The following is a 26,007-nucleotide window of genomic DNA, read 5'->3' as shown; positions in this document are numbered from 1 at the left end:
CGGGTGCGCCGGGCGCGCGGTCGGGCAACACGCCCCCGCCGCCGTCCCCGCCGGGCGCGCACGGCTCGGCGGGCGGCGCGCACGGTGCCGTCCACCACGCCGAGACGATGCTGGCCGCGCCGCCGGTGGGCGGCCCCGGCATGCCGCCCCCGCCGCCCGCGGCACCGGGTGTCCCCGGCCCGCCGCAGCCGCCCGGCGTCCCCGGCATGCCCGGCGGCGCGCCGATGCCGCCCGGCGCGGTGCCGCCTCCCGGTCAGCCTCCGGCGTACGGCTATCCGCAGCAGGGCCAGCCCCTCGTGGGGCCCGGTTACCAGGCCGTGCTGCGCTACCGCGCGCAGGACGGGTCCGAGCAGCAGCTGATCCGGCGTTCTGCGCCGGGCACGCCGCACCCGGAGTGGCAGATCTTCCACGAGCTGCGCGCCATGAACGTGCCGCCGGACCAGGTGCTGGAACTGCACACGGAGCTGGAGTCCTGCGAGCTGCCGGGCGCGTACTGCGCGCGGATGATCCGGGAGCAGTGGCCGCAGGCCCGCATCACGTCGATCGCGCCGTACGGCACGGATCACGCGAGCCGGCAGCAGGGCATGCGGCAACTCCTCGCCCACCAGGGCGAGTTGCACCAGGTCGCGGACGGTCCGGCACGTCCGGCGCCGGTGCGTGTCCCGCTGCCGCCGGTGCAGCCGGCGCCGCCCGTTCCGCCGGAGGCGATCGCGCAGGAGCTGGCGGCGGCGTTCGGGCCGGGTGTGTTCCGGTTCGAGCAGGCCGCGGTGTCCCGGCAGGGCGTGCCGCCGGTGGTGGCGCAGACCCTGGTGGTGGCGGGCCTGCCGATGGACCTGGGCCCGTTCTTCTGGGCGCAGGCCCAGCCGGGTCGACCGGTGCCGACGCTGGCGGAGCTGGCGGCGGAGCGCGGTGTGCAGCCGGCCCCGGACGCGGGCTCGTACCTGGTGGTGGGCAGCGACTTCGGCAGGGCGCTGTGTGTGCAGTACGGCACGGCGAACATCGTCGCGGTGCCGGTGGAGGCCGGGCCGGGCGGTGCGCCGGTGCCGCCGCAGTTCGTGAACACCGGTCTGCCGGAGCTGGCGCGGTGCCTGGCGCTGCTGGGCCGGATGTGGCGGCTGCGGTTCGGTCTGAACCAGGAGCAGGCGGGCCGCTGGACCGTCGACTTCCAGGCCCAGCTGGCCGCGCTGGACCCGGCGGCGCTGGGGTCGCCGGAGAGCTGGTGGTCGGTGCTGCTGGAGCAGATGTGGGACGGGTTGCTGTGACCGGCGGACCGGCGGACCGGCTGGTCCGCTGACCGGCCGGGCGGGGCGGGCTGCGGTGATATCGCTGGTCCGCTGACCGGTTGGCCCGCTGGCCCGCTGGCCCGCTGGCCCGCTGACCGGGCTGCCGTGTCCCGCGTCTGACGCTGCCGCGTCCGCCGGCCGGGTGGGGTGTACCGGGTCCGTTCCCGATGACGGGGACGGGCCCGGTTCTTTCGCGGGCGGCTCCTGCGCGGAGTGTCGTGTCATGGGTTGCTCGGCCTGATCCATCAGGATATGCGCGAAATCGTCTCCTTTTCGGGCTCGCTCCAGGAGTGCCAGGATGAGCAGCGCACCGGTGTCCTCGTACGGCTTCCTGACCGTGCGGCGCCGCGGTTACCGTCCCGCGCAGGTCGACGCGTACGCCGCGGTCCTCTCCCACGAGCGGGACGCGGCGTGGGAGCGGGCCGCCCGGCTGACCGTGCTCGCCAGGGAGATGGGGGCGGAGGCCGAGCGGGAGGAGGCCGAGCGGCTGGACGCGTTCGAGACGCTCGGCGCGCAGTCGCTGGCCCGTGCCGAGCGGACGCTGGCCGAGGCGCGGCAGGCCCTCGCCGACGAGGAGGCCTCCGCGGCCCGCGCCCAGGAGGCGGCGCGGGAGCGGGCCGAGGAGATCCTCGCCGGGGCGCGGGCCCGCCAGGAGCACATCGCGCGGGAGACGGAACGGATGCTGCGCGAGCACGGGGAGCGCTGGGACCGGGTACGGGCCGAGCTGGACCGCGTGCACAGCAGCCTGGCCGCGCTGACGGGGCAGACGGCGCCGGAGTGACGGGCCGACACCGGCCGCCGCCACGGCGCCCACGCGGCGTGCGGTGCGGCCGACGGGTCGTCATCGGTGGTGCTCCGGCGTCCACGCGGCGTGCGGTGCGGCCGATGGGGCGTCATCGGTGGTGCTCCGGCGTCCACGCGGCGTGCGGTGCGGCCGATGGGGCGTCATCGGTGGTGCTCCGGCGTCCATGCGGGGCGCGGGGCGCGTTGATGGGTCGTCATCGGTGGTGCTCGGCGTTCATGAGGGACGCGGCGCGGTCGACGCGCCCCGCATGGGCACCGGTCGGTCGGGCCGTGCTTTCACGCCACCAGGCGGCCCCGGGCCTCTCTCGCGGGCGGTGCCGTCAGGCGGTGAGGCGTTCGCGCCGGTAGCGCACGCCGGGGCGGCCGCCGACGGTGAGGTGCTCGACGGCCGTGAAGCCGTTGCGGGCGAGGACCGCCCTGGACGCCGGATTGTCCAGCGTGGTGACGGCGGTGAGCGCGACGAGGCCGTACGACGCCGCCGCCGTCCGGCACATCTCGGCGACCGCCGCCGTCGCCACCCCGCGCCCGGCCGCCCGCTGCCCCACGCGGTAGCCGAGTTCGGCCGATCCGTCCGCCACGTCCACCAGGTTCACGCGGCCGATCAGCTCGCCCGCCGCGTCCAGCACGACGTGGAAGTGGCAGGTGCCCGCCGCCTGTTCGGCCAGCAGCGCCGCGTGCCGGGCGGCGAAGCCCTCCGCCGTGAAGTAGGCGTCACCGCGGTCCGGCACCGTGCGCGCGAAGTACGCCCGGTTGTCCCGTTCGAAGGCCAGCACGGCCTCGGCGTGGTCGGCGTGCAGCCGTCGCAGGGTCACCATGAGCCGCAGCGTACGGACCTTCAGTCCTTCAGCACCGGGAATTCCCGCGGCGCCAGCAGCACCAGCACGAGGAACGCCAAGGCCGCGGCCCCTGCCGCCCCCAGGTACACGGCGTGCACCGCGTCGGCGATGGCGTGCCGGGTGGCCTCCGGCGCGGTGCCGGCGTCCAGGGCGCGGGTGACCGATTCGAGGTCGCCCGCGCCGCCGAGCCGGGCCGCGAGCACACCGTTGGCTATCGCGCCGAAGACGACGGCGCCGACGGTCTGGCCGGTCTGCCGGCAGAACAGCACCGACGCGGTCGCCGTGCCCCGCTCCGCCCAGCCCACCGTCGACTGCACGCCCACGATCAGCGGGAGTTGGAACAGTCCGAGCGCCGCGCCCAGCAGCAGCATCAGCGCCGCCGGCTGCCAGGGCCGGCCCGGGTAGGGGAGCAGCGGGAACGCGGCCAGGACCAGCGTGGCCGTACCGATGCCGAGCATCGCCGTGTTGCGGAAGCCGATCCTGCGGTACACGTGCTGGCTCAGGGCCGCCGCCACCGGCCAGCTCAACGTCCATACGGACAGCACGAATCCGGCGGCCACGGGCGCCAGGCCGAGGACCGACTGGGCGTAGGTGGGCAGGAACACGGTCGGCGCCACCATCAGCAGACCGAGCGCGCCCAGCGCCAGGTTGACGGCGGCGATGGTGCGCCGCCGCCACACCCAGCCCGGGATGATCGGCTCCGCCGCGCGCCGTTCGATCAGCACCACCGCCACCAGCAGCGCGACTCCCGCCCCCAGCAGGGAGAGGGACGGCGTCGACAGCCACGGCCAGGCCACCCCGCCCTGCACCAGCGCCGTGAGCAGCACCCCTCCGCACGCGAACACCGCCAGCGCGCCCGCCCAGTCGACGCGGGGACGGACGGCCGGGGCGTCCCGCGCCGGTTCGTGGAGGTGACGGACGATCAGCCACAGGGCGGCGGCGCCGATCGGCAGGTTGACGAGGAAGATCCACCGCCAGTCCGCGTACGCCGCGAGGACCCCGCCGACTCCCGGGCCCGCCACCGCGGACACCGCCCACACCGTGGACAGCTTCGCCTGGATCTTCGGGCGGTCCTTGAGGGGATACAGGTCGGCGGCCAGGGTCTGCACCGTGCCCTGCAGCGCACCGCCGCCCAGGCCCTGCACGACGCGGAACGCGATCAGCGCCCACATGTTCCAGGCGAGCGCGCACAGCAGCGAACCCAGCAGGAACAGGACCGCGCCGGCCACGAGCACCGGCTTGCGGCCGAAGGTGTCGGACAGCTTGCCGTACACGGGCAGCGTGACCGTCACCGCCAGCAGATAGCCGGAGAACAGCCACGAGAACACCGAGAACCCGCCGAGGTCACCGACGATCTGCGGGACGGCCGTGGACACGATCGTGGAGTCCAGCGCCGCCAGCGCCATCGCGAGCATCAGGGCCGCGACGACCGCGCCCCGCCGGTCAGGTCCGGTGCCGCGTGCGGTGCCCTGTGTCGCGGGTCTGGTGCCGCCCACCCGAGTCCCCTCCCTCTCCGGGCCCGCCGCCGCGGCCCGTCCACGGTCTGCCGACCGTGTGCCTGCCCCTTGCACCCAACTGCTCCGTGACAGCTTCCCACTTGATCCTCACGCGACGGCAGGGCGGACAGTGACTGCACCGGAGGGCGGACCGACCCCGAGACCGGCTCCACCCGCCGGGGGACAGCCCCTAGGGGTACCTCCGTACTACGGCTCGGGGAGGGTTCGTACCGCTGGAGGACGAGACGGCACACCGGCCGTCCTTAACCTGGCTTTACACCGCCTGGGAGCGGGGGGCCGGTCGTACGGACCGCACCTTCGGGGGTGGGGTTTTCCCCCGCACGGAACGGGGCCGGGCACCAGCGCGCCGCGGGCCCCCGGCGGGCCAGACTCGACCACGTCAGCACCCGCACCACCGACCGACCGACGTGATGTCGGGGCAGCACACGCGACGCAATCAATGACCGACATAGGAGACTTACCGTGACATCGGCTGTAACCATTCCCAGGCACGGGGGTACTGGAGGGCGTACGGCCGTTGCCGCGCGAGCGCGGCAGGTCGTCAAGGCGTACGGGGCCGGGGAGACCCGGGTCGTCGCCCTCGACCACGTCGACGTGGACATCGCCCGCGGGCAGTTCACCGCGATCATGGGCCCGTCGGGCTCCGGCAAGTCCACGCTGATGCACTGCCTCGCCGGGCTCGACACCGTGACGTCCGGGCACATCTACCTGGACGAGACCGAGATCACCGGCCTGAAGGACAAGAAGCTCACCCAACTGCGCCGCGACCGCGTCGGGTTCATCTTCCAGGCGTTCAACCTGCTGCCGACGCTCAACGCGATCGAGAACATCACGCTGCCCATGGACATCGCCGGCCGCAAGCCCGACAAGGAGTGGCTGGACCGCGTCGTGCAGACCGTCGGCCTCGCCGACCGGCTCAGGCACCGGCCCACCCAGCTGTCCGGCGGCCAGCAGCAGCGGGTCGCGGTCGCGCGGGCCCTGGCCGCCCGGCCGGAGATCATCTTCGGCGACGAGCCGACCGGCAACCTCGACTCCCGCGCCGGCGCCGAGGTGCTGGGCTTCCTGCGCCGCTCCGTGGACGACCTGGGCCAGACCATCGTCATGGTCACCCACGACCCGGTCGCCGCCTCGTACGCCGACCGTGTGCTGTACCTCGCCGACGGCCGCATCGTCGACGAGATGAACCGGCCGACCGCCGAGCAGGTCCTGGACCGCATGAAGGACTTCGACGCCCGGGGGCGCACGTCATGACCGTGCTGAAGACCTCCATGCGCAACTTCCTCGCGCACAAGGGCCGGATGGCGCTGTCGGCGATCGCCGTGCTGCTGTCGGTGGCCTTCGTCAGCGGGACCCTCGTCTTCACGGACACGATGTCCACCACCTTCGACAAACTCTTCGCCGCCACCTCCTCCGACGTGACGGTGAGCGCCAAGGGCTCCTCCGACACCGGCGAGACCACCTCCGACAACGGCCGGCCGCCCGTGATGCCGGCCGCCGTCCTCGACAAGGTGCGCACCGCCGACGGCGTCAAGTCGGCCGAGGGAACCGTCTTCTCGACCTCGGTGACCGTCGTCGACGCCGACAAGGACAGCCTGTCGCCCACCGGCGGCGCGCCCACCATCGTCGGCAGCTGGAACAGCAACGAGGCCCGCACCATGGACATCACGTCCGGAGCGGCGCCCAAGGGACCCGACCAGGTGATGGTCGACGCCGACACCGCCGACAAGCACGACCTGAGGCTCGGCGACGAGATCGGCGTGATCACCGCCGTCGGCACACACACCGCGAAGATCTCCGGCCTCGCCGACTTCACCGTCACCAACCCCGGCGCCGCGATCTTCTACCTCGACACCGCGACCGCCCAGCAGGCCCTCGTCGGCCAATCGGACGTCTACACCAACGTCAACGTCACCGCCGCGGCCGGAGTCAGCGACGCGCGGCTGAAGGAGAACGTGACGGCCGCGCTCGGCGGCGAGTACAAGGTGCAGACCGCGAAGGAGACCGCGGACGCCAACCAGAAGGACGTCGAGGGCTTCATGAGCGTCATGAAGTACGCGATGCTCGGCTTCGCCGGGATCGCCTTCCTCGTCGGCATCTTCCTGATCATCAACACCTTCTCGATGCTGGTCGCCCAGCGCACCCGCGAGATCGGCCTGATGCGCGCCATCGGCTCCAGCCGCAAGCAGGTCAACCGGTCGGTGCTGGCCGAGGCGCTGCTGCTCGGCCTGGTCGGCTCGCTGCTCGGCGTCGGCGCGGGCGTCGGGCTCGCGATCGGGCTGATGAAGCTCATGGGCGGGATGGGCATGGAACTGTCCACCGACGATCTGACCATCGCCTGGACCACCCCCGTCGTCGGCCTCGTCCTCGGCGTGGTCGTCACCGTCCTCGCCGCGTACCTGCCCGCGCGGCGCGCCGGGCGGATCTCGCCGATGGCGGCGCTGCGCGACGCGGGCGCCCCCGCGGACGCCCGGGCCGGCTGGGTGCGGGGTGTGATCGGCACCGTCCTCACCGCCGGCGGCGCCGGCGCGCTCTACCTGACCGCGCGGGCCGACAAGGCCTCCGAGGGGTCGATGTGGCTCGGCCTCGGCATCGTGCTGACCCTGATCGGCTTCGTCGTCATCGGGCCGCTCCTCGCGGGCGGCGTGGTCCGCGTCCTCGGCGCGGTCCTGCTGCGGGCCTTCGGCCCCGTCGGCCGCATGGCCGAGCGCAACGCCCTGCGCAACCCGCGGCGCACCGGCGCCACCGGCGCGGCCCTGATGATCGGCCTCGCGCTGGTCGCCTGCCTGTCCGTCGTCGGCTCCTCCATGGTGGCCTCGGCGACCGACCAGCTCGACAAGACCGTCGGCACGGACTTCATCGTCCAGTCCGACACCGGGCAGCTGCTCACGCCGGAGGCGGTACGGGCCGCGAAGGCGGCGCCCGGGCTTGAGCGGATCACCGAGTACAAGTGGACCGAGGCCGACTTCACCACGCCCGACGGCAAGACGCTCAAGGACACCGCGATCACGGCGGCCGACCCGTCCTACGCCACCGACGTGCGCACCGGGACCGTCGCCGGCAAGCTCACGGACGCCTACCGGCCCGACTCGATGTCCGTCCACGAGAAGTTCGCCGAGGACCACGGGATCCGGCTCGGCTCGACGGTCGAGGTCGCGTTCCGGGACGGCTCCACCGGGCGTCTGACGGTCCGGGCGATCACCAGCAGCGACGTCGTCATCGACGCGGGCGCGATGTACACGTCCATCGACACGCTGGCCAAGTACGTGCCGGCGGAGAAGATGCCGCTCGACATGCTGCTGTTCGCCTCGGCGAAGGACGGCCAGGAGGCGGCGGCCTACAAGTCGCTGAAGTCGGCCCTGCACGACTATCCGCAGTACACCGTCCGTGACCAGACCGACTACAAGGAAGCCCTGAAGGACCAGATCGGCCAGCTGCTGAACATGATCTACGGTCTGCTGGCCCTGGCGATCATCGTCGCGATCCTCGGAGTCGTGAACACCCTCGCGCTGTCGGTGGTGGAGCGCACCCGGGAGATCGGACTGATGCGGGCGATCGGTCTGTCGCGGCGCCAGCTGCGCCGGATGATCCGCATGGAGTCCGTGGTCATCGCCCTCTTCGGCGCGCTGCTCGGCCTGGGGCTGGGCATGGGCTGGGGTGCGACGGCCCAGCAGCTGCTCGCCCTCGAAGGGCTGACGGTGCTGGAGATCCCGTGGCCGACGATCATCGGCGTCTTCCTGGCCTCGGCGCTCGTGGGGCTGTTCGCGGCGCTGGTGCCGGCGTTCAGAGCGGGGCGGATGAACGTCCTGAACGCCATCGCGACGGAGTAGCTCCGCGGGTTGCGCAGACCACCGCACACGGGGGTTGCGGGGGAAACGGCGCCGGGGGTCCGCGGGGACTCCCGGCGCCGCGCCGTGCCGGGGGGGGTGGGGGGGGTGGCCGGCGGGGGCGTGGGGGGGGGGGGTGGGTGGCGTGCGTTGCGCTGTCGGTTCGGTGGGTGGGTCGGGGCCGCGCCCGGGGGTGTCCGTCCTCGGAACGGAGCGGAATCGGTTGCTTGCGAAGTGCGGGGTGTTGACGCGCCAACCGCTGCGGGCGGACACCCCCCGACACGTCCCCTTCCCGCCGTACGCGACTGCGGCCCGGTGGCCCATCCCATCCCGTCCCGCCCATCCCGCGCGGGCGGCTGCGGTGGCGGCACGCCGCTAGCCGCGGGCAGTCGTGCCGCTGGGGCGGCACGGGTGGGCGCGGGCGGCAACCCGATGGTGCCGGGCTGCGCGACCCCGTGCGGTCAGCGCAACGCCGGGCGACCGGGCAACGCCGGACAGCTGAGCGGCGGTGCAGCCGGGCGGCGAGCCGGTGGCGCCGGGCCGCGCGACCCACCCCGCGGTCACCGCGACGCCGGTCACGGTCGCCGCCCCCGGCGATGTCCACACCCCCGGCGCCCGCCGCGCCGGCGTCGTACGCTGGAGACCCCCGGCCCGCAGCGCGCGTCGGGCTCTTCGTGTTGCCGACCCGGACGGAAAGCCCCCTTCAATGAGCCTGCACGGTCTGCTCGACGCAGTCGTCAAGGACCCCGCCCTCGCGGAAGCGATCGGCGCGGCCTCCGACGGCACCCGTACACACGTCGACCTGGTCGGCCCCCCGGCGGCCCGCCCCTTCGCCGTGGCCGCCCTGGCCCGCGAGTCCGGCCGACCCGTGCTCGCCGTGACGGCCACCGGCCGCGAGGCCGAGGACCTGGCCGCGGCGCTGCGCTCCCTGCTGCCGTCCGAGGGCGTCGTCGAGTACCCCTCCTGGGAGACGCTCCCGCACGAGCGCCTCAGCCCGCGCAGCGACACCGTCGGCCGCCGCCTCGCCGTCCTCAGGCGCCTCGCCCACCCCGACCCCGCCGACCCCGGCACCGGCCCCGTCTCCGTGGTCGTCGCGCCTGTCCGTTCCGTGCTGCAGCCGCAGGTCAAGGGCCTCGGCGACCTCGTTCCGGTCGCCCTGCGCCAGGGCCGGACCGCCGACCTGAACGCCGTGGTGGAGGCCCTCGCGGCCGCCGCGTACGCGCGCGTGGAGCTCGTGGAGAAGCGCGGCGAGTTCGCCGTACGCGGCGGCATCCTGGACGTGTTCCCGCCCACCGAGGAGCACCCCCTGCGCGTCGAGTTCTGGGGCGACGACGTGGAGGAGATCCGCTACTTCAAGGTCGCCGACCAGCGCTCCCTGGAGGTCGCCGAGCACGGCCTGTGGGCGCCGCCGTGCCGCGAGCTGCTGCTCACCGAGGACGTCCGTACGCGTGCGCGTGCCCTCGCCGAGGCCCACCCCGAGCTGGGCGAGCTGCTCGGCAAGATCGCCGAGGGCATCGCCGTCGAGGGCATGGAGTCCCTCGCCCCGGTCCTCGTGGACGACATGGAGCTGCTGCTCGACGTGCTGCCCAAGGGCGCCATGGCCGTCGTGTGCGATCCGGAGCGGGTGCGCACGCGGGCTTCGGACCTGGTCGCCACCAGCCAGGAGTTCCTCCAGGCGTCCTGGGCCGCGACGGCAGGCGGCGGTGAGGCGCCCATCGACGTCGGCGCGGCCTCCCTGTGGTCCCTGGCGGACGTCCGCGACCGGGCCCGCGAGCTGGACATGATGTGGTGGTCGGTGTCGCCGTTCGCCGCGGACGACGCCCTCGAAGAGGCCGACACGCTGAAGCTGGGCATGCGCGCGCCGGACACCTACCGGGGCGACACGGCGAAGGCGCTCGCCGACACCAAGGGCTGGCTGGCCGACGGCTGGCGCACGGTCTACGTCACCGAGGCGCACGGCCCGGCCGCCCGCACGGTCGAGGTGCTCGGCGGCGAGGGCATCGCGGCCCGTCAGGCCGCCGACCTGACGACCCTGACGCCGTCCGTCGTGCACGTGGCCTGCGGCTCCATCGACTACGGCTTCGTCGATCCGGCGCTGAAGCTCGCCGTCCTGACCGAGACCGACCTGTCCGGCCAGAAGGCCGCCGGGCGGGACGGCGCCCGCATGCCCGCGCGGCGCCGCAAGACGATCGACCCGCTCACCCTGGAGCCCGGCGACCACATCGTCCACGAGCAGCACGGCGTGGGCCGCTACATCGAGATGGTGCAGCGCACCGTGCAGGGCGCCACGCGCGAGTACCTGGTCGTGGAGTACGCGCCCGCCAAGCGGGGCCAGCCCGGCGACCGGCTCTACATCCCCACCGACCAGCTGGAGCAGATCACCAAGTACGTCGGCGGCGAGGCCCCCACGCTGCACCGGCTGGGCGGCGCCGACTGGACGAAGACGAAGGCCCGCGCGAAGAAGGCAGTCAAGGAGATCGCCGCCGATCTCATCAAGCTCTACAGCGCCCGCATGGCCGCCCCCGGCCACACCTTCGCGCCGGACACCCCCTGGCAGCGCGAGCTGGAGGACGCCTTCCCGTACGCGGAGACGCCGGACCAGCTGACCACCATCGCCGAGGTCAAGGAGGACATGGAGAAGTCCGTCCCCATGGACCGCCTGATCTGCGGCGACGTCGGCTACGGCAAGACGGAGATCGCGGTCCGGGCCGCCTTCAAGGCCGTCCAGGACGGCAAGCAGGTGGCGGTGCTGGTGCCGACCACGCTGCTGGTGCAGCAGCACTTCGGGACGTTCAGCGAGCGGTACGCGCAGTTCCCCGTGACGGTGAAGGCGCTGTCCCGCTTCCAGACGGACACCGAGGCCAAGGCGGTCCTGGAGGGCCTGCGGGAGGGCTCGGTGGACGTCGTCATCGGCACGCACCGGCTGTTCTCCTCGGAGACCAAGTTCAAGGACCTCGGCCTGGTCGTCGTCGACGAGGAGCAGCGCTTCGGCGTCGAGCACAAGGAGCAGCTGAAGAAGCTCCGCGCCAACGTCGACGTGCTGACCATGTCGGCGACGCCCATCCCGCGCACCCTGGAGATGGCCGTGACCGGCATCCGGGAGATGTCGACGATCACGACTCCGCCGGAGGAGCGGCACCCGGTGCTCACCTTCGTCGGCCCGTACGAGGAGCGGCAGATCGGCGCGGCCATCCGCCGTGAGCTGCTGCGCGAGGGCCAGGTCTTCTACATCCACAACCGTGTCGAGTCGATCGACCGCGCGGCGGCCCGGCTGCGGGACATCGTGCCCGAGGCGCGCATCGCCACCGCCCACGGCCAGATGTCGGAGTCGGCGCTGGAGCAGGTCGTCGTGGACTTCTGGGAGAAGAAGTTCGACGTGCTGGTCTCCACGACGATCGTGGAGTCCGGCATCGACATCTCCAACGCGAACACGCTGATCGTGGAGCGCGGCGACACCTTCGGCCTGTCCCAGTTGCACCAGCTGCGCGGCCGTGTCGGACGTGGCCGCGAGCGCGGTTACGCGTACTTCCTGTACCCGCCGGAGAAGCCGCTGACGGAGACGGCCCACGAGCGGCTGGCGACCATCGCCCAGCACACGGAGATGGGCGCCGGCATGTACGTGGCGATGAAGGACCTGGAGATCCGGGGCGCCGGAAACCTCCTCGGCGGCGAGCAGTCCGGCCACATCGCGGGCGTCGGCTTCGACCTGTACGTCCGCATGGTCGGCGAGGCCGTCGCGGACTACCGGCGGCAGCTGGAGACCGGCGAGATCCAGGAGGAGCCGCCGCTGGAGGTCAAGATCGAGCTGCCGGTCGACGCGCACGTCCCGCACGACTACGCGCCGGGCGAGCGGCTGCGCCTGCAGGCCTACCGTGCCATCGCCTCCGCCAACAAGGAGGAGGACATCAAGGCGGTACGGGAGGAACTCGTCGACCGCTACGGCAAGTTGCCGGAGCCGGTGGAGAACCTGCTGCTGGTGGCGGGGCTGCGCATGCTGGCCCGCGCGTGCGGCGTCGGCGAGATCGTCCTGCAGGGCACCAACATCCGGTTCGCGCCGGTGGAGTTGCGCGAGTCGCAGGAACTGCGCCTCAAGCGGCTGTACCCGGGCACGGTGATCAAGCCGTCGGTGCGCCAGGTGCTGGTGCCGCGCCCGAAGACCGCGAAGGTCGGCGGCAAGCCGCTCGTCGGCCGCGACCTGCTGGCCTGGACGGGCGAGTTCCTCACGTCCGTGCTGGGGTCGTAGCCCCGGGACGGCGCGCCAGGCCGCTGGGCAGCGGCAGGTCCCGCGGCCTGGCGCACGAAGCCGTCCGCGGGGCGTCAGCACCCGCGGACGGCGGTGTGGCGGAAAGGTTCAGTGGTGTCCGGCGCGTGCTACGGCTCCTCGGGCGGTCGTTCGCGGCGCATCCCGCCCCTGTCCTCCAGCCGCTGCTGGGCGTCGTCCAGCTGCTGCTCGTACTTCCCGCCGGTCCTCTCGTTCGTCTTCTGTTCCGCGGCGTCGGACTGCTTCTTGGCCTTGTCCTGCGCCTGACTCTTGAAGCGGTCGAAGATACCCATCCAGAACTCCTCCCGGAGGCGACTTGCTTCCGACGATACGCCCGGGTTGTCACGCATGCCCATTTAGTGGGGGTGTGGTCTGGACCTCTCGCTCGCTACGGTGGGGCACGACCGTCCGTACCCGGGCGGTTCCGGACGGCACAGGGAGGGGCGCGCCGGATGCGTCTGCGGGGTGGGAGGGCGGTCGTCGCCGTCGTGACGGTGTTCGCCGTGGCGGGCTGCACGGACGGGACCACGGGAGCGTCGGGGCCGCAGGACACGGCGGGCCGCGGCGGCCCGGCCCTCGCCGCCGCCGAGTCGCTGACCGTGAAGGGGCGGGCGCTCAGGACCGGTTACGACCGGGACCGGTTCGGTTCCCCGTGGGCCGACACCGACTCCAACGACTGCGGCACCCGCGACGACATACTCAGACGCGACCTGGAGGACGTGCGGTTCGGCGACGGCCGCTGCAAGGTGACGGCCGGCACGCTGGACCCGGACCCGTACACCGGCCGGGACGTCACGTTCGCGCGGGGACGCAGCCAGGTGGACGTCGACCACATCGTGGCCCTGTCGGACGCCTGGCAGAAGGGCGCCCGGGGATGGGACGACGGCAAGCGCATCGCCTTCGCGAACGACCCGCTCAACCTCCTCGCCGTCGACGCGGGCACCAACCGCTCCAAGGGCGACGGCGACACCGCGTCCTGGCTGCCGCCCAACAAGGCCTACCGGTGCACCTACGTGGCCGCCCAGGTCGCCGTGAAGAAGAAGTACGGGCTGTGGGTGACCGCTGCCGAGAAGGCCGCGATGAAGCGGGTGCTGTCCCGCTGCCCCGAGCAGCGGCTGCCGTCGGGCGGCAACCCGACCAAGGCGCCGCCGCGCTTCCGCGCCGACTGACACGGCGGCGCCGGGCGGGCGGGAGCGGGCGCCGCCGCGCCGAAAACCGGTTTGCGGGCCGCTGCCCCGCGCCTACCGTGACGCGCATGGACACGGGTGTGGAAGTGAAGACGGCGCGCCTCGCCGACCGGCCGGACATGCGGGACAAGGTCCTCGGGATGGCGGACAGCTGGCCGCGGTTCGTGATCGAGGACCTGGTGGGCACCTACCACTTCCTGCGCATCGCGGCCGAACTCCCCGAGTACGTGCTGTTCGCCGAGGACGAGCACGGCCGGGTCGTCGCCAACGCGTTCTCCGTGCCGTTCAGCCTCGCCCGCGAGGGACGCGGCGAACTGCCCGCCCGCGGCTGGGACGAGATGCTGCTGTGGGCGTTCTCCGACCTGCGGCGCGGCGTGCGTCCGGACACCGTCAGCGCCGTCTCCGTGTCCGTGACGCCGGACGCCCAGGGCAAGGGACTGTCCGCCCTGATGATCCGGGCGATGCGCGACAACGCCCGCGCGCTCGGCTTCGGTGAGGTCGTCGCGCCGGTGCGGCCCAGCGCCAAGCACCTCGAACCGCACACGCCCGTCGAGGAGTACGCCCGCCGGGTGCGCCCCGACGGCCTGCCGCAGGACCCGTGGCTGCGCGTCCACGCCCGGGCCGGCGCCACCCTCGACTCCGTGGCCCCGGCGTCCATGACGGTCGCGGCCTCCCTGGCGGACTGGCGCCGCTGGACCGGCCTGCCCTTCGACACCGCGGGCGACATCGAGGTGCCCGGCGCCCTGGTGCCGGTGCGCTGCGAACCGGAACGCGGCTACGCGGTGTACGTCGAGCCCAACGTGTGGATGCGGCACCCGCTGTAGGCGATTCCCGGCCACCGGGGCGCACGGTGCAGGACCGGGCGCGGTGAAGTGACCAGCAGTGCAACGGTTCGGTACAACCCGGGACCGGCCACGCTCGTCGGGCTATACGCTCGGACATCCGACCGAGCACGGTCAACTCGCGTTCGTCCCCGACGGCTCTCACCCCGGTCCAGGAGCATCATGTACGGCCATGGCGCGGCGCCGCCCACCCGCAGCGCGGCAACGGTCATCACCCTGCGCGTGCTGTTCGCCGCCGCCGGTGTCCTCACCTGCGGGGTGTTCGCGTGCGTGCCGCTGTTCCGGGTCGCGCTGCTGCGCGGGCGCTGGTTCCACTGGGCGGCGGCGTGGCTGAGCCTGCCCGTGTGCATCGCCTGCTTCATGGTGGTCGGCGCCCTGCCGGAGGGCGACCGCCGCGCGGACGTCGCCCTGGCCGCGGTCCTGCTCATCGGCGCCGCGAGCAGCGCCTGGTTCCTCACCGTCGACATCCGCTTCCACAACGAGCTGCGGCGCGGCGCCGGTTACCTGCCGTCCCGGGCGCCGACCGTGCACTCCGGGTACGGCTACCAGCAGGCCGTCCCGCCGTACGCGCCGACGCCCGTGCCGCACTCCCCGCACTCCCCGGCCACCCCGGCGCCGATGCCTCCGGCGCGGCCGCCCGCGTCGCACGCGCCGCCCGTACCGCCGCCGGCCGGGCCGCCGCCGGGGCCCGCCCGCATCGACCAGGTCCGCGCCGAACTCGACGAACTCAGCGACTACCTGCGCCGGCAGGACGGCACCCAGCAGGACGGCAGGTGACCGGGGCGGCGGGACGCGTCGTCGCCGACCGCTACGAACTGTCCGCGCTCATCGGCCAGGGCGGCATGGGCCAGGTCTGGACGGCCTACGACCAGCGCCTCGACCGGCGCGTCGCGGTGAAGCTGCTGCGCCCCGACAAGGTCGCCGGGCAGGAGGCCGGCGAACTGCGCCGCCGCTTCCTGCGCGAGTGCCGGGTCACCGCGCAGGTCGACCACCCGGGCCTGGTCACGGTGCACGACGCGGGCAGCCACGGCGAGGAGCTGTTCCTCGTCATGCAGTACGTCGACGGCGCCGACCTCTCCGACCACCTCGCCGAACACGGCCCGTACCCCTGGCAGTGGGCGGTCGCGGTCGCCGCGCAGCTGTGCGCCGTACTGAGCGCCGTGCACGCCGTGCCGATCGTCCACCGCGACCTCAAACCGCGGAACGTGATGGTGAAGCAGGACGGCACGGTCACCGTCCTCGACCTCGGCGTCGCCTCCGTCATGGACACCGACACCACCCGCCTCACCCACACCGGCACCCCCATCGGCTCGCCCGCCTACATGTCCCCGGAGCAGGCGATGGGCGGCGCGGTCGGCCCCTACACGGACCTGTACGCGCTCGGCGTGGTACTGCACGAACTGCTCAGCGGGGACGTGCCGTTCGCCGGCTCGACGGCGCTCGGCGTCCTGCACCGGCACCTGTACGAGCCGCCGCTGCCGGTGCGCCGCCTGCGCCCCGAGGTGCCCGAGGCACTCGAAGCGCTCGTCCTGCGCCTGCTCGCCAAGGACCCGCAGCACCGCCCCGCGTCCGCGCAGGAGGTCTACGAGGCCCTGGTCCCGCTGCTGCCCGCGCGCGGCACCCCCAGCGGGGCACCCCTCGACCCCACACGCCCGTTCCTGCGCCCGCACGCCCCCTGGCCGGACCGGGCCCGCACGCCCGCGCCGCAGCCCGCCCCGGCCGCGCCCGCCGCCGGCCGGGCCGACGTCGCCGCCGCCGTGGACGAGGTCAAGCAGCTGCTCGGCGAGGGCCGCATCACGCAGGCCGTCGACATCCTCGGCGCGATCCTGCCGGCCGCCGCCCAGCAGCACGGCGAGCACTCCCCGGTCGTCCGTACCCTGCGCAAGCAGTACGCGGCCACCCTCATGGACGACGGCCAGTACCGGCGCGCCCTGCCCGAGCTGCGCCGCCTCGCCGACGAGCGGGCCGCCGAGGCGGGTCACGCCGACCCGCAGTCCCTGCGGTTCCGCTACGACTGCGCCCAGTGCCTTGAGGCGCTCGGTGAACCGGCGGCGGCCCTCGCCGAGTACCGGTCGCTGCTGCCGTACTACGAGAACCAGTACGTCGCCGCCGGCGATCCCGCCCTCGCCCACGACGTCCGCCGCCGCATCGGCCTGCTGCTCCTCGCGCTCGGCGACCGCGCCGCCGCCCACGACACGCTGGCCCGGCTGCTGCACGACGTGGAGCGCGCCCAGGGCCCCGCGCACCCCGTCGCGGTGGAGGTCCGGCGGACGCTTCAGTGGCTGGGACAGGTGCACGGCTGACACGCGCCGGGCGGCGGTGCCGGAACTGGCAGCGAATCGTTGGTCGAATGGGTTGGCCAAAGCTGGGCCACTGCCTAACATCGATCACCGCAAGACTTTGTGCACCGTCGCACAATCTCCTCGGGAGGTTTCCTTGCACCGCCGCCGTCGCTCCGCGCTCCTCCTCACCGCCGCGATCGCCGCGGCCCCGTTGATCACCGCCTGCGGCAACGACGCGCACCCTGGCGCGGCGGCCGTGGTCGGCGGCCAGCGGATCACCGTCGCGCAGCTGGAGAACCGGGTCAACGAGGTGCGCGCGGCGCAGCGGGCCGCCGTACAGGACGAGGCGCAGTACGAGCAGGCCGTCTCCCGCACCGGCGCCCTCACCCGCGACACCCTGCACAACATGGTCCTGGACCGGGTGCTGCACCGCGCCGCGCGGGACGCGGGCGTGACCGTCACCCGCAAGGAGATCCAGCAGATGCGGGCCGGCCTGGAGCAGCAGGCCGGCGGCGCGAAGGGGCTGGAGACGGCCTGGCTGCAGCAGTACGGCATCGCCCCCGAGCGGCTCGACGAGAACCTGCGGCTCCAGCTGGAGGCCCAGAAGCTCGCCCGGCAGCTCGGCACGGACACCACGCGCCCCGAGTTCTGGAAGGCCCTGTCCGCGGCCTCCGAGAAGCTCAACATCGACCTCAACCCGCGCTACGGCACCTGGGACGTCGACAAGAGCGGCCGCGTCGACGCGAAGACGCCGTGGGTGCGGGACGTGACGACGGGTTCGCAGCAGCAGACGACGTGACGCGGTCCCCGGCTCCGGCGGCCTGTGGACAACTCACGGTGCCGTCGGCGCCGTGGGTTAGTTTCGGATGGTGAACGCAACCAGCCCCGAGGCCGCCCCCGGCCGTGTCGTCCTGCTCACCACCAGCCACCGCGTCGCCCCCGGCCTGCTGTCCTGGCCCGCCTGGCAGGCGCTGCGCGACGCCGACCGCGTGCTGTGCGCGGACGGCGCGCATCCGCAGCTGCCGTATCTGCGGGAGGCGGGCACAGCGGTCGAGGCGGCGTCCCCTACCGCCGAGGAGCTGGTCGACGCCTGCGCCGGCGGGCGCACGGTGGTCGTCGTGGCGACCGGCGAGGGCGAGCCGGCCCTCACGGACGGTCTGGCGCGCCTCGCGGGCTCGGGCCGGGTGCGGATGCCGGAGCTGGAGCTGCTGCCCGCCTCCTACGACCTGCCCGGCGCCCGCCTGCTCGACCTCGTCCAGGTCATGGACCGCATCCGCGCCGAGTGCCCCTGGTCCTCCCGGCAGACCCACAAGGGCCTGGCGAAGTACGGCATCGAGGAGGCGTACGAGCTGGTCGAGGCGATCGAGGACGGCGACCGCGACGAACTGCGCGAGGAACTGGGCGACGTCCTGCTCCAGGTCGTCTTCCACGCCCGCATCGCCGAGGAGGACCAGGACGCGCCGTTCTCCATCGACGACGTCGCGGGCACGATCGTCGCCAAGCTCGTCCACCGCCACCCGCATGTCTTCGGCGACGCGACGGCGACCACGCCCGAGGAGGTCAAGGAGCACTGGCTGCGCACCAAGGCGGTGGAGAAGCGGCGCGCCTCGGTCACCGACGGCGTCCCCCTCGGCCAGCCGGGCCTGGCCCTGGCGGCCAAGCTCGCCTCCCGGGTCCGCACGGCGGGACTGGACGTGGAGCTGCCCCGAGGGGACGGCATCGGCTACGACCTGCTCGCCATGGCCGTCGAGGCCGAGTCCCGGGGCGTGGACCCGGAGGCCGCCCTGAGAGCGGCGGCGCGGGCCTACCGGGACGCGATCCGGGAGACGGAAACGTCCTGACGCGCGCCCGGATACGGTCGAGCACGTGACCAATCAGCCTGACCCCCGCCCCACCGGCCCCGAACTCTTCACCTGGGAGTTCGCCACCGACCCCTACCCCGCCTACGCCTGGCTGCGCGAGCACGCCCCCGTGCACCGCACCCGGCTGCCGAGCGGCGTGGAGGCCTGGCTGGTCACCCGCTACGCCGACGCCAAGGCGGCCCTCGCCGACCAGCGCCTGTCCAAGAACCCGGCGCACCACGACGAACCCGCGCACGCCAGGGGCAAGACCGGCATCCCCGGGGAGCGCAAGGCCGAGCTGATGACCCATCTGCTCAACATCGACCCGCCGGACCACACCAGGCTGCGCCGGCTGGTCAGCAAGGCGTTCACGCCCCGCCGGGTCGCCGAGTTCGCCCCCCGCGTGCAGGAGCTCACCGACCGGCTCATCGACCGCTTCGCCCGCGAGGGCTCGGCCGACCTCATCCACGAGTTCGCCTTCCCGCTCCCCATCTACGCCATCTGCGACCTGCTCGGCGTCCCGCGCGAGGACCAGGACGACTTCCGCGACTGGGCGGGCATGATGATCCGGCACGGGGGCGGGCCGCGCGGCGGGGTCGCCCGGTCGGTGAAGAAGATGCGCGGCTATCTCGCCGACCTCATCCACCGCAAGCGCGCCGCCCTGCCCGCCGAACCGGCCCCCGGCGAGGACCTCATCTCCGGCCTGATCCGCGCCTCCGACCACGGCGAGCACCTCACCGAGAACGAGGCCGCGGCGATGGCGTTCATCCTGCTGTTCGCCGGTTTCGAGACCACCGTCAACCTCATCGGCAACGGCACCTACGCCCTGCTGACCCACCCCGAGCAGCGCGCCCGGCTGCAGGACTCCCTGGCCGCGGGCGAACGCGACCTGCTCGCCACCGGCGTGGAGGAACTCCTGCGCTTCGACGGCCCGGTGGAGCTGGCGACCTGGCGGTTCGCCACCGAGCCGCTCACCATCGGCGGCCGGGACATCGCGCCCGGCGACCCCGTCCTCGTCGTGCTGGCCGCCGCGGACCGGGACCCGGAGCGGTTCGCCGACCCGGACGTCCTCGACCTCGGCCGCAAGGACAACCAGCACCTCGGATACGGGCACGGCATCCACTACTGCCTCGGCGCCCCGCTCGCCCGTCTGGAGGGGCAGACCGCGCTGGCCACGCTCCTCACCCGGCTGCCCGACCTCCGACTGGCCGCGGATCCGGCGGAGTTGAGGTGGCGGGGCGGTCTCATCATGCGCGGACTGCGCACGCTCCCGGTCGAGTTCACTGCGCAGAGTAAAGCTGACACACCATCAGGTCTGTGATCTTCACGTGATCCGCGCGGCATAAACTTGTGACAGCTGATCGTATGCCTATACGTTCACGGATCAGCGTGGCGCCGAGTCCCACTCGCCGCGCCGTTCACTGCTGTCTCGCGAAAGGCCCCCGCATGCTCTCCGGGAACGGTCGTCACCGTCGCCCCCGCCAGGCTCCGGCACTCCTTGTCGCGGCCGGAGTGACCGGCTCCGCCATCGCCATCCCGCTGCTGGGCGCCACCAGTGCCGGCGCGGCCGACGGCACCGCATGGGACCAGGTCGCCGAGTGCGAGACCGGGGGCTCCTGGAGCCAGAACACCGGCAACGGCTACTACGGCGGGCTGCAGTTGACCCAGGAGGACTGGGAGGCCTACGGCGGTCTCGACTTCGCGTCCAGCGCCGACCGGGCGAGCCGCTCGCAGCAGATAGCCGTCGCCGAGCGCATCCTCGCCGAGAAGGGTGCGAGCGCCTGGCCGACCTGCGGACTGCTCGCCGGTCTCGACGACGACTCCGGTGACGCCGGAGTGGACACGGGCGTGTCCGAGTCGCCCGACACCTCGGATTCCTCCGGTTTGTCCGGCTCCTTGGACGGGTCCGGCGAGTCGAGCACGCCGGAAGCGTCCTCGCCGCCCCCCTCGTCCTCGCCCGACGAGACGGCCACCGACTCTTCGGACTCCACGGATGAATCCGGCGATTCCGGCGCGTCCGGCGACTCCGACGCGAGCCCCGCTCCCAGTGAATCCGCCGGCTCCACCCAGCAGGACGAACCGGACAAGTCCGGGCAGGGCGACGGCCTTTCGGGGGGCGCGGAGACCGGCGGGACCGGCACCGGCCGCCACCGCGGCCCCAGCGCCCCGGAGGGTGCCGGAGACGGCCGCGAGGACGGCTCCTCCGGCCGCCACGCCTCGCGCGACTCGGCGGCAGCCCGTGACGCCGGCGACGGCACCTACACCGTCCGCGCCGGAGACAGCCTGTGGGCCATCGCCGACTCCCTCGACCTGCGCGGCGGGTGGCGCGAGCTCTACGCCGCGAACGAGGAAGCGATCGGCGGCGACCCGGACCTGATCCTGCCCGGTCAGAAGCTTGCGGTGCAGGGCGAATCGGTCGAAAAGTAGCGGGAGTTCACGTCATGGTTCGCCGTGGAATGTCCGATTTCAAAGCGGTGAGAGATAGGTCTCAGAAGCCCTGATCGTCTTTGAAATTCGGTGGAGCGCGTGTCTACGGTCAGGACCGCTCGCCATCGCGGGCCCCGGCCGCCGCAACGCCGAATCCTGCCAGTGGCGGCCCGGGAACAACCGTCGCGTCAAGCGCCGTAGGCAGGAGCGGGGGAACCAAGGTAAGTGCCGGGCCCAGCAGTTGAGCTGGAACCGGCTTGGGGTGAAGCCGTACGCACCGCGAGGTGCCGTGCGGCCGGGCAACTCAACCGGCCCGAACCCGACAGCTCACCTCGCAGGCGTCGGTGAGGGGATCCAACCATGCTGTTTTCCGGCAAGGGCAAGCACCGTCGCCCGTCCAAGGCCACTCGCGCCATCGCCATCGCCGGTGTCACCGGCGCCGCCGTCGCCGCCCCGCTGATGGCGTCCGGCACCGCCTCCGCCGCCACCGCCTCCGAGTGGGACGCCGTCGCCCAGTGCGAGTCCGGCGGCAACTGGTCCATCAACACCGGCAACGGTTACTACGGCGGCCTGCAGTTCTCCGCCTCCACCTGGGCCGGCTACGGCGGCACGCAGTACGCCTCCACCGCCGACCAGGCCACCAAGGCGCAGCAGATCGAGATCGCCGAGAAGGTGCTCGCGGGCCAGGGCAAGGGCGCCTGGCCGGTCTGCGGCACCGGCCTGTCGAACGCCGCGTACGACGGCGGCTCCGCGTCGGACTCCGGCTCCGGCCAGAGCGCGGGCGGCGACACCGCCACCACCGACCGCTCCGCCGAGCAGCAGTCCGCGTCCCGCTCGCAGGAGCGTCCGGCCGCGAAGAAGACCGTCACCACGCCGACCGGCAAGAAGGTCAAGAAGGGCGACGGCGAGTACAAGGTCGTCAAGGGCGACACCCTCAGCTCCATCGCCGAGGAGCACGACGTCAAGGGCGGCTGGGCGAAGCTGTTCGAGCTGAACAAGGACATCGTCGAGGAAGCCGACCTCATCTACCCGGGTCAGCAGCTGCACCTGAAGTGAGCCGCGGTTCCCGCTGAACCCCGGCGCCCTCACGCACGTGTCCTTCGGTGAAGGCCGCGTGAGGCCGCCCCCGTCCCCACGGGCTCCCCGCCCCGGTGCGTCATCCCCCGTGCGCACCGGGGCGGGGTCATTGCGTCCCGGAGGCCGCGCGTCCCCGCCTCTTTCCCCACTCTTCATCCGCCACCCCCTTTGTTCCGGCGGTGAACAATGGGTACCGTCTGTCTGTCCACGGGACGGTCGGTCGGCTGGCCGACGGCCCCGGGACGGTTAGGCTCTAGTCGCAAGGCACACCAGGGCCGCCAAGGCCCACGTGCCCCGCACTTCCAGCGTCACATCCCAAGAAGGAGATGCTCGTGCCGTCCATCGACGTCGTCGTAGCCCGGGAAATCCTGGACTCCCGAGGCAACCCCACGGTCGAGGTCGAGGTCGGCCTCGACGACGGCAGCACGGGTCGTGCCGCCGTCCCGTCCGGCGCCTCCACCGGCGCCTTCGAGGCCATCGAGCTCCGCGACGGCGACCCGAACCGCTACCAGGGCAAGGGCGTCGAGAAGGCCGTCCTGGCCGTCATCGAGCAGATCGGCCCGGAGCTGGTCGGCTACGACGCCACCGAGCAGCGCCTGATCGACCAGGCGATGTTCGACCTGGACGCCACCGACAACAAGGGCTCCCTCGGCGCCAACGCCATCCTCGGCGTCTCGCTCGCCGTCGCGCACGCCGCCTCCGAGGCCAGCGACCTGCCGCTGTTCCGCTACCTCGGCGGCCCGAACGCGCACCTGCTGCCGGTGCCGATGATGAACATCCTGAACGGCGGCTCGCACGCCGACTCCAACGTGGACATCCAGGAGTTCATGATCGCCCCGATCGGCGCGGAGTCCTTCTCCGAGGCGCTGCGCTGGGGCACCGAGGTCTACCACACGCTCAAGAAGGTGCTGAAGAGCAAGGGCCTGGCCACCGGCCTCGGCGACGAGGGCGGCTTCGCCCCGAACCTCGGCTCCAACCGCGAGGCCCTCGACCTCATCCTCGAAGCGATCAAGGAGGCCGGCTACACCCCCGGCTCCCAGATCGCCCTGGCGCTCGACGTCGCCGCGTCCGAGTTCTACAAGGACGGCTCCTACGTCTTCGAGGGCAAGGAGCGCTCCGCCGCCGAGATGACCGAGTACTACGCCGAGCTCGTCGAGGCGTACCCGCTCGTCTCCATCGAGGACCCGCTGTTCGAGGACGACTGGGCCGGCTGGCAGACCATCACCGAGAAGCTCGGCGACAAGGTCCAGCTCGTCGGCGACGACCTGTTCGTCACCAACCCCGAGCGCCTGGCCCGCGGCATCGAGGAGGGCGCCGCCAACGCGCTGCTCGTCAAGGTCAACCAGATCGGTTCGCTGACCGAGACCCTGGACGCCGTCGAGCTGGCCCAGCGCAACGGCTTCAAGTGCATGATGTCCCACCGCTCCGGCGAGACCGAGGACGTCACGATCGCCGACCTGGCCGTCGCCACCAACTGCGGCCAGATCAAGACCGGCGCCCCGGCCCGCTCCGAGCGCGTCGCCAAGTACAACCAGCTGCTGCGCATCGAGGAGATCCTCGACGACGCCGCGGTATACGCCGGCCGCAGCGCCTTCCCGCGCTTCAAGGGCTGAGCCCGCGGCTTCGTAGGAAGCGTCGTACGTACGTCCCCGTACTCGGTCCCGTACCGTGTGCGGGGACGTACGCGCGTGTGAACGGGAGGCGGGGAGACATGGCCGTGAAGGACCGGGACCGGTTCTCCACCACGACCAGGCTCAAGCTGCTCGGCGAACAGACCGCGGCCCGGGTCTACCGCTCGCAGACCCGGCGCCAGGCCCGCCGCTCCCGGCTGACCGGCCGGGCCGCGCTGCTCGCCCTGGTGGTCTGCTCGCTCGTCGTGGCCCTGGCCTACCCGATGCGGCAGTACGTCTCCCAGCGCGCCGAGATCGCCGACCTGGAGCGGCAGAAGCAGCAGGCGAAGGAGCGCGTCGAACGGCTGCGCGACCTCAAGGCGCGCTGGCAGGACGACGCGTACGCCGAGCAGCAGATCCGGCAGCGGCTGCACTACGTGATGCCCGGGGAGACCGGGTACGTCGTGGTCGACCCGGACGCCGTCCAGCAGTCCCGCGCCGACCGGGGACGGGCCGACCGCCCCTGGTACGCGAACATCTGGGACGGCGTCGACAAGTCCGACGCCGCCGAGTGACCCAGCGAAACAGACAGGCCGGAACGGAACAGGCCGAGAAGGCCAGGTCGAGAAAGACAGGTATGGAAACGCCCCCGCCGCCCACCCCGCGCACCGAGCCCACCGACGCGGACGTCGAGGCCTTCAAGCAGCAGCTCGGGCGGCCGCCGCGCGGCCTGCGGGCCATCGCGCACCGCTGCCCCTGCGGGCAGCCGGACGTCGTGGAGACGGCGCCCCGCCTGCCCGACGGCACGCCCTTCCCGACGCTGTACTACCTGACGTGCCCGAAGGCGAACTCGGCGATCGGCACGCTGGAGGCGAACGGCGTGATGAAGGAGATGACGGAGCGGCTGGCCGCCGACCCGGAGCTGGCCGCCGCCTACCGGGCCGCGCACGAGGACTACGTCCGGCGCCGCGACGAGATCGAGGAGCTGAGGAACTTCCCCAGCGCCGGCGGCATGCCGGACCGCGTGAAGTGCCTGCACGTCCTGGTCGCCCACTCCCTCGCGGCCGGCCCCGGTGTGAACCCGCTGGGCGACGAGGCCCTCGCGATGCTGCCGGAGTGGTGGCGCAAGGGCACCTGCGTGATCACGGAAGGGGACGCCCAGTGACCCGGGTCGCCGCCATCGACTGCGGTACGAACTCCATCCGGCTGCTCGTCGCGGACTGCGACCCCGCCACCGGTGAGCTCGTCGACCTCGACCGCCGGATGACCGTCGTCCGTCTCGGTCAGGGTGTCGACCGCACCGGCCGGCTCGACCCCGAGGCGCTGGAACGGACCTTCGCGGCCTGCCGCGAGTACGCCGAGATCATCAAGGAGCACGGCGCCGAGCGGCTGCGCTTCGTCGCCACCTCCGCCTCCCGCGACGCCGAGAACCGCGACGACTTCGTGCGCGGCGTGCTGGACATCCTCGGCGTCGAGCCCGAGGTCGTCACCGGCGACCAGGAGGCCGAGTTCTCCTTCACGGGCGCCACCAAGGAACTGGCGGGGCGGCAGGACCTGCACCGGCCGCTCCTGGTCGTGGACATCGGCGGCGGCTCGACCGAGTTCGTCGTCGGCGACGACCACGTGCGCGCGGCCCGCTCCGTCGACATCGGCTGCGTCCGGATGACCGAGCGGCACCTGGTGACGGACGGGGTGGTGGCCGACCCGCCGGCCGAGGAGCAGATCGCGGCGATGCGGGCCGACATCGTGGCGGCCCTCGACCTGGCCGAGGAGACGGTCCCGCTGCGCGAGGCGCGCACGCTGGTCGGGCTGGCCGGCTCGGTCACGACGGTCTCCGCGATCGCTCAGGACCTGCCCGAGTACGACTCGACGGCGATCCACCACTCCCGCGTCTCGCGCGAGCGCGTCCGGCAGATCACGGACCGGCTGCTGCGCTCCACGCACGCCGAGCGCGCCGGGATCCCGTCCATGCACCCTGGCCGCGTCGACGTGATCGCGGCGGGCGCCCTCATCCTCCTCACGATCATGGAGCGGACGGGCGCCGAGGAGGTCGTGGTGAGCGAGCACGACATCCTGGACGGCATCGCTTTCGCCGCGGCGGCACAGGCCCGCTGACGGACCGCCGGGCCCCGGCCCGGCGGTCCGCCCGGCCCGGCGGTCCGCCCGGCTCGCAGGGATGTATCCGCTTTGTATCCCCGCCCTCTTCAATCGCCGGG

The 26,007-nt window shown here is 73.0% G+C and carries 21 protein-coding genes and 1 riboswitch; of the genes, 18 read left to right on the top strand and 3 right to left on the bottom strand.

Annotated elements, in window-relative coordinates; all coding sequences use genetic code 11:
- Both QC282_RS21385 and QC282_RS21380 read left to right on the top strand, forming a co-directional pair.
- Window positions 1–1,262, top strand: a 1,262-nt coding sequence (locus tag QC282_RS21385) for an SUKH-4 family immunity protein (protein WP_279551131.1), incomplete at its 5' end; no start/stop codon positions are given.
- A 319-nt stretch (window positions 1,263–1,581) separates the two neighbouring features.
- A complete protein-coding gene (locus tag QC282_RS21380) occupies window positions 1,582–2,064 on the top strand; it encodes a hypothetical protein (RefSeq protein WP_279551130.1) in 483 nt (160 codons plus the stop codon).
- A 343-nt stretch (window positions 2,065–2,407) separates the two neighbouring features.
- Here QC282_RS21380 and QC282_RS21375 read toward each other — a convergent pair whose 3' ends face one another.
- Both QC282_RS21375 and QC282_RS21370 read right to left on the bottom strand, forming a co-directional pair.
- Window positions 2,408–2,902 carry a GNAT family N-acetyltransferase gene (locus tag QC282_RS21375; protein ID WP_279551129.1) on the bottom strand — a complete coding sequence of 165 codons (495 nt, stop codon included), beginning with the start codon at window positions 2,900–2,902 and terminating at the stop codon, window positions 2,408–2,410.
- A gap of 20 nt (window positions 2,903–2,922) precedes the next feature.
- Window positions 2,923–4,419 (bottom strand): MFS transporter, encoded by a 1,497-nt coding sequence (locus QC282_RS21370; protein WP_279551128.1) that lies wholly within the window; start codon window positions 4,417–4,419, stop codon window positions 2,923–2,925.
- A gap of 483 nt (window positions 4,420–4,902) precedes the next feature.
- On the opposite strand from QC282_RS21370, the gene QC282_RS21365 reads away from it, so the two are divergent.
- The 3 genes from QC282_RS21365 (at window position 4,903) to mfd (ending at window position 12,507) form a co-directional block, all read left to right on the top strand.
- Window positions 4,903–5,691, top strand: coding sequence for an ABC transporter ATP-binding protein (locus QC282_RS21365; protein ID WP_279551127.1), 789 nt, complete (start codon window positions 4,903–4,905; stop codon window positions 5,689–5,691).
- On the top strand, window positions 5,688–8,267 hold the full coding sequence (locus QC282_RS21360) for an ABC transporter permease (protein ID WP_279551126.1): 2,580 nt from the start codon (window positions 5,688–5,690) through the stop codon (window positions 8,265–8,267). The genes QC282_RS21365 and QC282_RS21360 overlap by 4 nt, the downstream gene beginning before the upstream one ends.
- A 703-nt stretch (window positions 8,268–8,970) precedes the next feature.
- The gene (mfd, locus tag QC282_RS21355; protein WP_279551125.1) at window positions 8,971–12,507 is read left to right on the top strand and encodes a transcription-repair coupling factor; all 3,537 of its coding nucleotides are present in this window, start codon (window positions 8,971–8,973) and stop codon (window positions 12,505–12,507) included.
- 128 nt (window positions 12,508–12,635) lie between these two features.
- Here the strand turns inward: mfd and QC282_RS21350 are convergent, their stop codons facing one another.
- Window positions 12,636–12,818, bottom strand: a complete 183-nt coding sequence (locus tag QC282_RS21350; protein WP_279551124.1) for an Rv0909 family putative TA system antitoxin — start codon at window positions 12,816–12,818, stop codon at window positions 12,636–12,638.
- A 159-nt stretch (window positions 12,819–12,977) separates the two neighbouring features.
- On the opposite strand from QC282_RS21350, the gene QC282_RS21345 reads away from it, so the two are divergent.
- The 13 genes from QC282_RS21345 to QC282_RS21285 all read left to right on the top strand — a co-directional run bounded on the left by QC282_RS21345 (window position 12,978) and on the right by QC282_RS21285 (window position 25,906).
- Window positions 12,978–13,694, top strand: a complete 717-nt coding sequence (locus QC282_RS21345) for an HNH endonuclease family protein (protein ID WP_279551123.1) — start codon at window positions 12,978–12,980, stop codon at window positions 13,692–13,694.
- 98 nt (window positions 13,695–13,792) lie between these two features.
- On the top strand, window positions 13,793–14,536 hold the full coding sequence (locus QC282_RS21340) for an N-acetyltransferase (RefSeq protein ID WP_279551139.1): 744 nt from the start codon (window positions 13,793–13,795) through the stop codon (window positions 14,534–14,536).
- Between the two features lie 180 nt (window positions 14,537–14,716).
- Complete coding sequence (locus tag QC282_RS21335) at window positions 14,717–15,331, top strand: hypothetical protein (protein ID WP_279551122.1); 615 nt, start codon at window positions 14,717–14,719, stop codon at window positions 15,329–15,331.
- 38 nt (window positions 15,332–15,369) lie between these two features.
- Window positions 15,370–16,857 (top strand): serine/threonine-protein kinase, encoded by a 1,488-nt coding sequence (locus QC282_RS21330; protein ID WP_279551138.1) that lies wholly within the window; start codon window positions 15,370–15,372, stop codon window positions 16,855–16,857.
- 133 nt (window positions 16,858–16,990) lie between these two features.
- The gene (locus QC282_RS21325) at window positions 16,991–17,635 is read left to right on the top strand and encodes a SurA N-terminal domain-containing protein (RefSeq protein ID WP_279551121.1); all 645 of its coding nucleotides are present in this window, start codon (window positions 16,991–16,993) and stop codon (window positions 17,633–17,635) included.
- 70 nt (window positions 17,636–17,705) lie between these two features.
- Window positions 17,706–18,677: a nucleoside triphosphate pyrophosphohydrolase gene (locus tag QC282_RS21320; protein ID WP_279551120.1), complete on the top strand. Its 972-nt coding sequence runs from the start codon at window positions 17,706–17,708 to the stop codon at window positions 18,675–18,677.
- 25 nt (window positions 18,678–18,702) lie between these two features.
- A complete protein-coding gene (locus tag QC282_RS21315; RefSeq protein WP_279551119.1) occupies window positions 18,703–19,998 on the top strand; it encodes a cytochrome P450 in 1,296 nt (431 codons plus the stop codon).
- 125 nt (window positions 19,999–20,123) lie between these two features.
- Window positions 20,124–21,104: a transglycosylase family protein gene (locus tag QC282_RS21310; protein WP_279551118.1), complete on the top strand. Its 981-nt coding sequence runs from the start codon at window positions 20,124–20,126 to the stop codon at window positions 21,102–21,104.
- Between the two features lie 183 nt (window positions 21,105–21,287).
- Window positions 21,288–21,460, top strand: a riboswitch (cyclic di-AMP (ydaO/yuaA leader).
- A 4-nt stretch (window positions 21,461–21,464) separates the two neighbouring features.
- Window positions 21,465–22,160: a transglycosylase family protein gene (locus QC282_RS21305; RefSeq protein ID WP_279551117.1), complete on the top strand. Its 696-nt coding sequence runs from the start codon at window positions 21,465–21,467 to the stop codon at window positions 22,158–22,160.
- A 353-nt stretch (window positions 22,161–22,513) separates the two neighbouring features.
- Window positions 22,514–23,794 (top strand): phosphopyruvate hydratase, encoded by a 1,281-nt coding sequence (gene eno, locus QC282_RS21300; protein ID WP_279551116.1) that lies wholly within the window; start codon window positions 22,514–22,516, stop codon window positions 23,792–23,794.
- 98 nt (window positions 23,795–23,892) lie between these two features.
- Window positions 23,893–24,366 (top strand): septum formation initiator family protein, encoded by a 474-nt coding sequence (locus QC282_RS21295; protein ID WP_279551115.1) that lies wholly within the window; start codon window positions 23,893–23,895, stop codon window positions 24,364–24,366.
- 62 nt (window positions 24,367–24,428) lie between these two features.
- Window positions 24,429–24,956, top strand: coding sequence for a DUF501 domain-containing protein (locus QC282_RS21290; RefSeq protein ID WP_279551114.1), 528 nt, complete (start codon window positions 24,429–24,431; stop codon window positions 24,954–24,956).
- Window positions 24,953–25,906 (top strand): Ppx/GppA phosphatase family protein, encoded by a 954-nt coding sequence (locus QC282_RS21285; RefSeq protein ID WP_279551113.1) that lies wholly within the window; start codon window positions 24,953–24,955, stop codon window positions 25,904–25,906. Before QC282_RS21290 ends, QC282_RS21285 begins: the two co-directional genes overlap by 4 nt.
- Window positions 25,907–26,007 lie beyond the last annotated feature (101 nt).

The organism is Streptomyces sp. DH24, from assembly GCF_029813775.1.
Lineage (GTDB): Bacteria > Actinomycetota > Actinomycetes > Streptomycetales > Streptomycetaceae > Streptomyces.
The sequence above is the reverse complement of the archived record's forward strand: the minus strand, read 5'-3'. Positions and strand labels throughout refer to the sequence as shown.